General features: G+C 72.7%; 10 protein-coding genes and 1 pseudogene. 5 read left to right on the top strand and 6 right to left on the bottom strand.

Annotation, left to right across the window (positions count from 1 at the left end):
• Positions 1-210 (top strand): annotated as a pseudogene (locus AB0I21_RS29810) (tRNA dihydrouridine synthase DusB); the annotation flags it as partial.
• A 134-nt stretch (positions 211-344) separates the two neighbouring features.
• Here the strand turns inward: AB0I21_RS29810 and AB0I21_RS29805 are convergent.
• On the bottom strand, positions 345-695 hold the full coding sequence (locus AB0I21_RS29805; RefSeq protein ID WP_360566089.1) for a hypothetical protein: 351 nt from the start codon (positions 693-695) through the stop codon (positions 345-347).
• Positions 696-878: 183 nt separating this feature from the next.
• On the opposite strand from AB0I21_RS29805, the gene AB0I21_RS29800 reads away from it, so the two are divergent.
• Complete coding sequence (locus tag AB0I21_RS29800) at positions 879-1,766, top strand: NAD(P)H-binding protein (RefSeq protein ID WP_360566087.1); 888 nt, start codon at positions 879-881, stop codon at positions 1,764-1,766.
• A 13-nt stretch (positions 1,767-1,779) separates the two neighbouring features.
• On the opposite strand, the gene AB0I21_RS29795 is transcribed toward AB0I21_RS29800, so the two are convergent.
• The 4 genes from AB0I21_RS29795 to AB0I21_RS29780 form a co-directional block, all read right to left on the bottom strand.
• Positions 1,780-2,577: an SAM-dependent methyltransferase gene (locus AB0I21_RS29795; RefSeq protein ID WP_360566085.1), complete on the bottom strand. Its 798-nt coding sequence runs from the start codon at positions 2,575-2,577 to the stop codon at positions 1,780-1,782.
• 93 nt (positions 2,578-2,670) lie between these two features.
• Entirely contained in the window at positions 2,671-3,687 is a 1,017-nt protein-coding gene (locus AB0I21_RS29790; protein ID WP_360566083.1) for a CU044_5270 family protein, read from the bottom strand.
• Entirely contained in the window at positions 3,684-4,298 is a 615-nt protein-coding gene (locus AB0I21_RS29785) for an RNA polymerase sigma factor (RefSeq protein ID WP_360566082.1), read from the bottom strand. The genes AB0I21_RS29790 and AB0I21_RS29785 overlap by 4 nt, the downstream gene beginning before the upstream one ends.
• Positions 4,299-4,398: 100 nt before the next feature.
• Positions 4,399-4,770: a hypothetical protein gene (locus AB0I21_RS29780; protein ID WP_360566080.1), complete on the bottom strand. Its 372-nt coding sequence runs from the start codon at positions 4,768-4,770 to the stop codon at positions 4,399-4,401.
• Positions 4,771-4,801: 31 nt separating this feature from the next.
• Here AB0I21_RS29780 and AB0I21_RS29775 point away from each other — a divergent pair, with 31 nt between their 5' ends.
• Both AB0I21_RS29775 and AB0I21_RS29770 read left to right on the top strand, forming a co-directional pair.
• Positions 4,802-5,533, top strand: coding sequence for an RICIN domain-containing protein (locus AB0I21_RS29775; protein ID WP_360566078.1), 732 nt, complete (start codon positions 4,802-4,804; stop codon positions 5,531-5,533).
• Between the two features lie 14 nt (positions 5,534-5,547).
• Positions 5,548-6,468, top strand: coding sequence for a zf-HC2 domain-containing protein (locus AB0I21_RS29770; protein WP_360566100.1), 921 nt, complete (start codon positions 5,548-5,550; stop codon positions 6,466-6,468).
• Here the strand turns inward: AB0I21_RS29770 and cobF are convergent.
• A complete protein-coding gene (cobF, locus tag AB0I21_RS29765; protein ID WP_360566076.1) occupies positions 6,465-7,220 on the bottom strand; it encodes a precorrin-6A synthase (deacetylating) in 756 nt (251 codons plus the stop codon). The genes AB0I21_RS29770 and cobF overlap by 4 nt on opposite strands.
• A 46-nt stretch (positions 7,221-7,266) precedes the next feature.
• On the opposite strand from cobF, the gene AB0I21_RS29760 reads away from it, so the two are divergent.
• Positions 7,267-8,331, top strand: a complete 1,065-nt coding sequence (locus tag AB0I21_RS29760) for a methyltransferase domain-containing protein (protein ID WP_360566075.1) — start codon at positions 7,267-7,269, stop codon at positions 8,329-8,331.
• Positions 8,332-8,340 lie beyond the last annotated feature (9 nt).

Raw genomic sequence — 8,340 nt, 5'->3', positions numbered from 1 at the left:
GCCGCCATGGCCACGTCCTCATCCCTGACCGAGCTCGGCGCCCTGCTGTCCCAGCTCGACCCTGACGTGCCCTTCCCCCGCGAGATCCTCGGCCAACCAAGGGGCCGCACCGGCACCCCCGCCAAGGTCATCCTCCCCCAGAACTGGCTCGACGACCCCGACGACGACACCATCCCCGAAGGCGCCGAACTCGACGACAGCGGCGGCTGACCGAATGCTGATGTCAGCGAGGAGGTCGACGCCACTTCGAGCCGGGCAAATCCCCTCTGGACAGGCGGCCAGGCTGCCGATTCGGACGTAATTCCAATACTTGAACGCTCGAGGCGATCGACCACTTCAGCCGGTTACTCGACCGAAGGAACGTCACCACTTCTTTTCATGGCGACCGCTACGGAAGCGGTGGAAAACTCATCATCCAGGAAGGAAAGGTCATCGACGCGCTCCCAGCGCTTCTCTGCACCGTAGCGGTCAAGCTCGAAGACCACGCACTGGCCGTCCTCAACAACAAGAAGGCCGTACTGATCGCCATTGTCCTCGTTTTCGACGAAGCCGGCCAGAAGCACGTCTCCAATGGGTAGACCTTTTGAGATGACCAAGTTGTTGACGTCCCGACCTCCCTCGTCGTCCCGCAGGAACTCCGTGTTCTCGACGACCTCCTGGCGAAGAAGATCTTCACGGCTGATTGGGTTGCTCATTCTTACCCCGTCACGCTGGTGAGACCGATTGACATCATTGACTTCAAGCCTTGGTAATTGGGTACTGCACCGGCACCCCCGCCAAGGTGATCCTCCCCCAGAACTGGCTCGACGACTCCGGCGGTTGAGGGACCATTCGCCGGGGGTGGCGGTGGGGGTGTGGGCGGGGACGAGCATGGGGGCATGGCGCGGGACACGGTGCTGGTCACCGGGGCGGCGGGTGGGGTCGGGTCCGTCGGGCGGACGGTTGTGGAGCTGCTGCGGGAGCGTGGTGTGCCGGTCAGGGCGATGGTGCACCGGGAGGACGGGCGGGCCGAGGCGCTGCGGGCGACCGGGGCCGAGGTCGTGGCCGGGGACCTCACCGACGCGGGTGACGTCGTGCGGGCGCTCGACGGCTGTGGGCGGGTGTACTTCGGGATGGGCGTGTCGGCGGGGTACCTGCAGGCGACCGTCACCGTCGCGGCCGCGGCGCGGGAGGTGGGGCGGCTCGCGGTGCTGGTCAACATGTCGCAGATGACGGTGTCGGAGATGACGCTCACCAGCACCGCGGAGTCGGCGCAACAGCGGATGCACCTGCTGGGTGAGCGGGTGCTGGACTGGTCCGGGCTGCCGGTCGTGCAGGTGCGGCCGACCGTGTTCCTCGAGAATCCGCTCTTCAGGGTCACCGGTGGGGAGCTGCGGCTGCCGTTCGGGCAGGCGCGGACCTCGCCGGTCGCGGCGCGTGACGTCGCGGGGGTCGTCGCCGCGGTCCTGGGCGAGCCCGGGCCGCACATTGGGAAGGTGTACGAGCTGACGGGCCCACGGTCGCAGGACATGACCGCGATGGCGGCGGAGATCGCGGCGGCGGTGGGGCGGCCGGTCGCCTACGTCGACGTGCCGATGCGGCAGTGGATCGACGAGACGCTGGCGCCGCTCGGGCTGCCGGAGCACCTGCGCGACCACCTGGTCACCATGGCGAAGCTGCACCGCGAAGGCTGGTACGACCGGCTGACCCACGACGTCGAGGCGATCCTCGGCCGCCCGGCCACCGCCGTCCGCGACGCCGTAGCCGTTGCCGGCGCCGGCGTATGACCGAGTTCAGCGGTCACGGCTTGCGGCCCACCGCCGCGTACATGGCGACGTCCGCAGGAGTGGCGTCGGGGTAGGCGTCGCGCCAGTCGCTGACCGCGACGATCCCCGGCGGCACGAGGTCGAGACCCTCGAAGAAGGCGCCGAACTCGGCCGCGGTGCGGGCGTAGCCGTCGGTGCGTCCCGCGGCGAACATCGCCCGGTAGGCGGCCGCGCCCGCCTCGTCGGCGAAGTCCACGGTCGCGTTCGTGGCGACCAGGTAGCTGCCGGAGGGCAGCGCCGACAGCAGGGTCCGCACGATCGGCAGCGCCTCGGCGTCGGTGTGGATGAAGTGCAGGATCGCCACGAGGAGCAGGCCGACCGGCTGGTCCAGGTCGAGGGTGGCGCGCAGGTCCGGGTGGGCCAGGATCGCGGCGGGATCGCGCAGGTCCGCCTCCAGATAGGCGGTCCTTCCCTCGGGTGTACCGGTGAGCAGCGCCCTCGCGTGGGTCAGCACGATCGGGTCGTTGTCGACGTAGACGACGCGGGACGCGGGGTCGACGCGCTGCGCGAGCTCGTGCGTGTTGTCCGGGACGGGCAGGCCGGTGCCGATGTCGAGGAACTGCCGGACACCGGCCTCCTGCGCCAGGAACCGCACGGCGCCGCGCAGGAACGCCCGGTTGGCCAGGACGGCGGTGCGCACGGTCGGGAACGCGGCGGCGATCTCGTCGCCGGAGGCGCGGTCGGCGGCGAAGTGGTCCTTGCCGCCGAGCCAGTAGTTGTAGCGGCGGGCAGGGTGCGGCACCGTCGTGTCGATCCGGTCCTGTCCGGTCACGACCGGCCCCCTCACCGTGAGCGACGTCGAAGCGTCGATGCCGCCGAGGTTAGTCGATACGTGCCGCACCCGTGCCCGCCCCCCGTGCGACTTCTAGCAGCCCTCCTGCTTCGGCCCCGGCTGCGCGGCCGGCGCCGCGTCGGCCACGGTCACGGACAGCTGCGCGGTGCCGCCGACCTGGGCGCCGGTCTCGTTGACGGTCCGCGAGCCGAGGAACGCGAACGTGACCGGGTCGAAGATCAGGTCACGGCGCCACCCGTCGGGGCCGGCGCGGCCGACGGCGGTGCCGGTGCGGCCCGCGGTGTCCTGCGCTTCGCCGACGAGCGTGGCGCCGGGGATGAGCTTCAGCGCCTGGAACACCGCCGCGTGCTGCGCCGCGGGCATCGGGGCCGCGGCCAGCTCGATGCCGGCCTTCCACAGGTAGTGGTTCTTGTCGGCGCCGCCGCCGGGGAACCGGGCGAAGACCTTCAGCATGCCCTGGGCGTCGGTGGGCAGGGTGCCGTAGTACGCGTAGTCCCGCCGGGTCACGTCGCCCTTCACGGGGCACAGGACGCGCACGTCGACGCTGCCGGCCTTGGGAAGGTCCGCCGGGAGCGGCTGCCCCGGGTACGGGCGGGGCTCCAGCTGCTCGGTCCTGGACACGCCCGGCTTCGAGTTGTCGGACGCGACCCAGGTCGTGACCTTCATCGCGTACAGGAAGCGCCCGCCCTGGCCGAGCTCCGCCATGTCGGACATCAGCGACTCGGTGACGACGAACTGCCCTGGTCCCGGGTTGATCGCGCCGGGCGCCGCGGCCGCCAGGTCGAGCAGCTCCGCGACCGAGACGGGCTTGATCTTCACGGCCGGCGGGGCGGACGAGCCGGCGGCCGGCGTCGCCGGCGACCCGCCGGCCACCCGCGGCGTGGGCGTGGGGGCCGAGGTCATCATGACGGCCACGGCGACGGCGGCCGCCGCGGTGGCGAGCCCGGCGGCGAAGATGAGCGGCCGGTGCGACCGGGGCCGCGGCGTCGCCGCGCGCATCGCCGTCACGAACGCCCGCTCGGCACGCGTCACGTCGGACATCTCGGGCACCTCGCTGCGGAAGTCGCGCAGTGGTTGCAGGTCGTTCACAGGTCCTCCTGAATGGATGTCGGGTCCGCCCCGCCGAGTGCAGCGCGCATCCTGCTTCGAGCCCGGTTCACCCGGGACCGCACCGTTCCCACGGGCACGCCGAGCGCGACCGCGATCTCCTCGTACGTGAGGTCGCCCCACGCGACCAGCAGCAGCGCGTCGCGGTACACCGGACGCAGCGCCGCCAGCGCCGCGGCGAGCCGCCGGTTGACGGCCCCCGCCCCCAGCCGCGCGTCGCTGGACACCTCGAACGCCTCCGTCACCGGGTCGACGCCGGTGCGTTCGAGGGCCTTGAGCGCCCGGATCTCGGCGCGCCGGTGCCGGCCCACCAGGTTGGTGGCGATGCCGAACAGCCACGGCCGGGCGTCGAGCCGGGCGTTTAGCCGGTCAGGGGCGAAGCGGTGCCGCTGCCGGAACGCCGCGAGGAACACGTCGGCGCAGACGTCCTCGGCGACGGACGGGCCGAGGCGGCGGGTCACGTACCGCTGGATCACCGGCGCGTGCCGGCGGAAGATCTGTGCGAAGAGCTCGGGCTCATCCTTGGACCGCGCGATGATCACGGCGTCGCCCACCGGTTCGGTGGCCACCGCCGTCTCGGTTGGTCTGGTCATCGGACATCAGGCCTCTCGGCTGTCGGTCAGTACACCTGGTACTTGCCCGACAGCCGAGAGACGGTTCCCGACTTTCTCAGATCACGTGAACGGTACTTTCTCAGATCACGTGAACGGTCCGCCCAGCCACTGCGGGAGCGCGTTTCTGCCAGCGGAAGGACTTGCCGTCGCCGAAGTCGCCGCTGGCCTGGGGGATGATGCCGGACAGCGGCGCGGGGACGATCGCACCGTCGGTGAACAGGCCCTTGCCGTAGTCCTTGCCGATCGCCAGGGCCTGCTTGCCGAGTCCCTTCACCGCCGAGCCGCCTGTCTTCTGCCGCAGGGCGTTGAACTCGGCCTTGACGGCGTGCCCCGATCCCTTCACGAAGTTGCCGACGTTCTTGGGGCCCAGGTTCTTGAGCGCCTTCAGGCTGTCCTTGCCGACCTCGCCGAGCGGGGTACGGGTGCCGCTGACGACGCTCTTGGCGAACACCTTGGAGCCCCGGCCCAGCCCGCCGTCTGGGGTGACTTCACCGGCGACGGCATCCCGGACCAGATCGCGGACCGGCCGCACCATCGCCGCGACCGTCAACGGCACGAACCCGGCGCTGTTCGCCCGGACCGACGCGACCGGCAAACTGGAGCTCTACACCGGCGACACCGCGACCGGCACCCCGGCCGGCACGGCCGCCCCGGTCGTCTACGCCGCCAGCGGGTTCGACGCCGACACGGTCCCGGCCGTCACCGGCGCCGACATCAACACCGACGGCAAGCCCGACCTCTGGGCCGACTCGCGCGGCACCACGCTCGACGCCCGACTCAACACCGGCGCCGACGCCCTCGCCGCGGCGGTCACCAACCAGCTCGGCAACCAGGGCCTGCTGAAGCCGGCGTACGCCGGGTACTGCGTGGACGACAAGGGCAGCGCCACCACCGCCGGCAACCCGATCCAGCTGTACAGCTGCAACGGCGGCCCGCTGTCGCAGTGGTGGACGATGACCAGCGACGGCGCGCTGCGCCTCGGCACGATGTGCCTCGACGTAACCAGCAGCGGCACCGCCAACAACACGCTGGTGCAGCTGTACTCGTGCAACAAGGGGCCCGCGCAGCAGTGGCGGATCGGCCCGAACTTCTCCCTGATCAACCCGCAGTCCGGCAAGTGCCTGGACGTGCCCGTCTCGGCCACGGCGGACGGCACCCGCCTGCAGATCTACACCTGCAACGGCACCGACGCCCAGAAGTGGATCGTGCACTGATCCTGGTGGCACCCATGGTCGCCGCCGGCGCCGGGAACTTTCCGGACGCCGGCGGCGACTACCCGTCCGTGGAGTGCATGCGGTTCCGGGAAGCGCTGTCCGCACGGATGGACGGTGAGGAAGAGCCGGTCGCGCCGGCGCTGGTCGACGCGCACCTGTCGCACTGCGGCGGGTGCCGGCAGTTTCAGCGGGACGCGGTCGCGGCGACGCGGCTGGTCCGGCTCCAACCCTTGCACGCCGCACCGATCCCGGCGGAGCGCCTGCTGGCGGGCTTCTCCGCCCGGCCTTCCGGTGCGCGGTCCTTCGTCCTGCCGTCCTTTCGCGGACGGTCCTTCTTCACACGGTCGCGTCTCGTGTACGGGCTGCGGGTGCTGCTCGGTGCCTTCGGCGCGGCGCAGTTCCTGCTCGGCATCGCCCAGGCCGCGAACGCCGCGACCACGCACGCGCACCAGGCCGGCCACGTGTTCCACGAGTCGGCGGCCTGGAACGTGGCGATCGGCGCCGGCTTCGCCTGGATCGCGACCCGCCGGGCCACCCCGGCGGGGGCGCTGCCGATGCTGACGGCGTTCGTGGCCCTGCTCGCGCTGCTGTCGGCCAACGACCTGCTCGCCGGCGCGGTCGAGACGACGCGGCTGGTGAGCCACGGGTTCGTCCTCGCCGGCTACGCCATCGTGCTCGCCCTGTCCCGGCCCGCCCTCGACCCGGCCGGACCGCCGTCGGACCGGCAGCGCCCGCCGCGCCGCTGGGGCCGCCCGCCCGCGCTCGACGAGGTCCCGCCGCCGCCCGCGCCCGCTCCCGCGCCGCTGCGCCTGGTGCCTGGCCCCGCCTCCCGCCTCGACCAGGCCGCCCCTTCCTGGGACCGGGCCGCCTCGTCCGGGGACCGGACCGCCTCGTCCGGCGACCGGGCCGCCTCTTTCGGGGACCGGGCCGCCTAGACCCGTCGCAGCAGGTACGTGTCCATGATCCAGCCCTTGCGGGCGCGGGCCTCCCGCCGGACCGTCTCGATCTCGTCGATCACCTTCCCGAGCCGCCCGGCGACGAGCAGCTCGTCCGGCGTGCCGAGGTACGCGCCCCAGTAGATGTCGACGTCCTCGTCGCGGTACGCCCGGCAGGCGAGGTCCGCGTCCAGCATGACGACGACGTCGTCGCAGCCCTCCGGCCAGCCCGCGCCGAGCCGCCGCCCGGTGGTGATGTGGACCGCCCCGGCGACCCGGTTCAGCATGATCCTGTGCCGGGCGGTGAGCGCCTGCACGCTGGTGATGCCCGGGATGACGTCGTAGCCGACCGCCACGTTGCCCCGCGCGGCGATCGTGTCCAGGATGCGGATCGTGCCGTCGTACAGCGCCGGGTCACCCCAGGCGAGGATCCCGCCGACGCCGTCCTCACCGAGCTCGGCGAGCAGCGCCTCCTCGATCAGCCTGGCCCGCTCGTCCCGCCAGTCCCGCACCGCCCCCTCGTAGTCGGCCGCGGTCCTGTCCCTGGGCGGATCGGCGATGACCACCGTCCGGAACTCCCGCTCCGTCGCGAACCGGTCGCAGATCTCCCGCCGTGCCCCGGTCAGGTCGGCGGTCGTGTCCCCCTTGTCCAGCACGAAGAACACATCGACCGCGTTCATGGCATTGATTGCCTGCACGGTCACGTGCTCCGGGTCGCCCGCGCCGATTCCGATGATCAGTACCTTCCGCACCGCCCCATGATGTCAGGCCCCGCCCGCCCCTCTGCATGATGGACCGATGACACAGGACCGCTGGGACGAGGTCATGACCCTCCTCGTGGAGTCCGTCCCCGCCGGCCGCGCGACAGTGGTCGTCGACGGCACGGACGCCACGACCGGCCCGGTGGCCGACCGCCTCGCCGCCGCCCTCCGCGCCGCCGGCCGCCCCACCACCCGCTCACCGGCCGCCGCTGGCTCACCGGCCGCCGCCACCGGCTCGGCGGGCGCCACCAGCTCGGCGGACGCCGGTTCAGCAGGCGCCGGTTCAGCAGGCGCCGGTTCAGCAGGCGCCGCCGGCGAGGTGGTCGTGGCCGACGGGGCCGAGGCTCGGGCGGGGGCGCCGGACGGGTGGGACGTGGTGGTCTGGTTGCGCACCTCGCGGCGCGAGCACGCCGCCGACGGGGCGCGGGGCGACACGGCGGACGTCGTCGTCGACCTGCACGACCCCGCGTGGCCCGTGATCCGGCACGTCGACCCGCGGCTGCTCGACCGGCGCCGCTGGCACCTCCTGGAGTCCCGCGCGTTCTTCGGCGTGCGCGCCGGCACGTGGGACGCGAAGTTCGGCGACGACCTGCCCGCGTACGCCGCGGCCGTCGCGGCCGCCGGCCTGCCACCGGGCGGGGTCGTCGTCGACGCCGGCTGCGGCACCGGCCGCGCCCTGCCGGCCCTGCGCACCGCGGTCGGCCCGTCCGGCACGGTCGTCGGCCTGGACCACACGCCGCAGATGCTCGCCAAGGCCCAGGAGAAGGGCAACACCGGACTGGTCCTCGCCGACGCCGGCAGGCTGCCGTTCGCCGACGGAAGCATCGACGCCGTGTTCGCCGCGGGTCTCGTCATGCACCTGCCGGACCCCGTCGACGGCCTGCGCGAACTCGCCCGGGTCACCAGGCCCGGCGGCCGCCTCGTGCTCTTCCACCCGACGGGCCGCGCCGCCCTCGCCGCCCGCCACGGTCGCGTCCTGAGCCCCGACGACCCCCTCGCCGAAGCCCCCTTGGCCGCAACGGCCACCCTGTCCGGCTGGCGCCTCACCACCTACGACGACGCCGCCGACCGCTTCCTCGCCCTGGCCGACCGCCTCCCCTGACGTTGCCCC

It is taken from the genome of Dactylosporangium sp. NPDC050588 (assembly GCF_040654975.1).
Classification (GTDB): domain Bacteria; phylum Actinomycetota; class Actinomycetes; order Mycobacteriales; family Micromonosporaceae; genus Dactylosporangium; species Dactylosporangium maewongense.
Note: the sequence above shows the minus strand (reverse complement) of the source record. Positions and strands in the feature narration are given on the sequence as shown.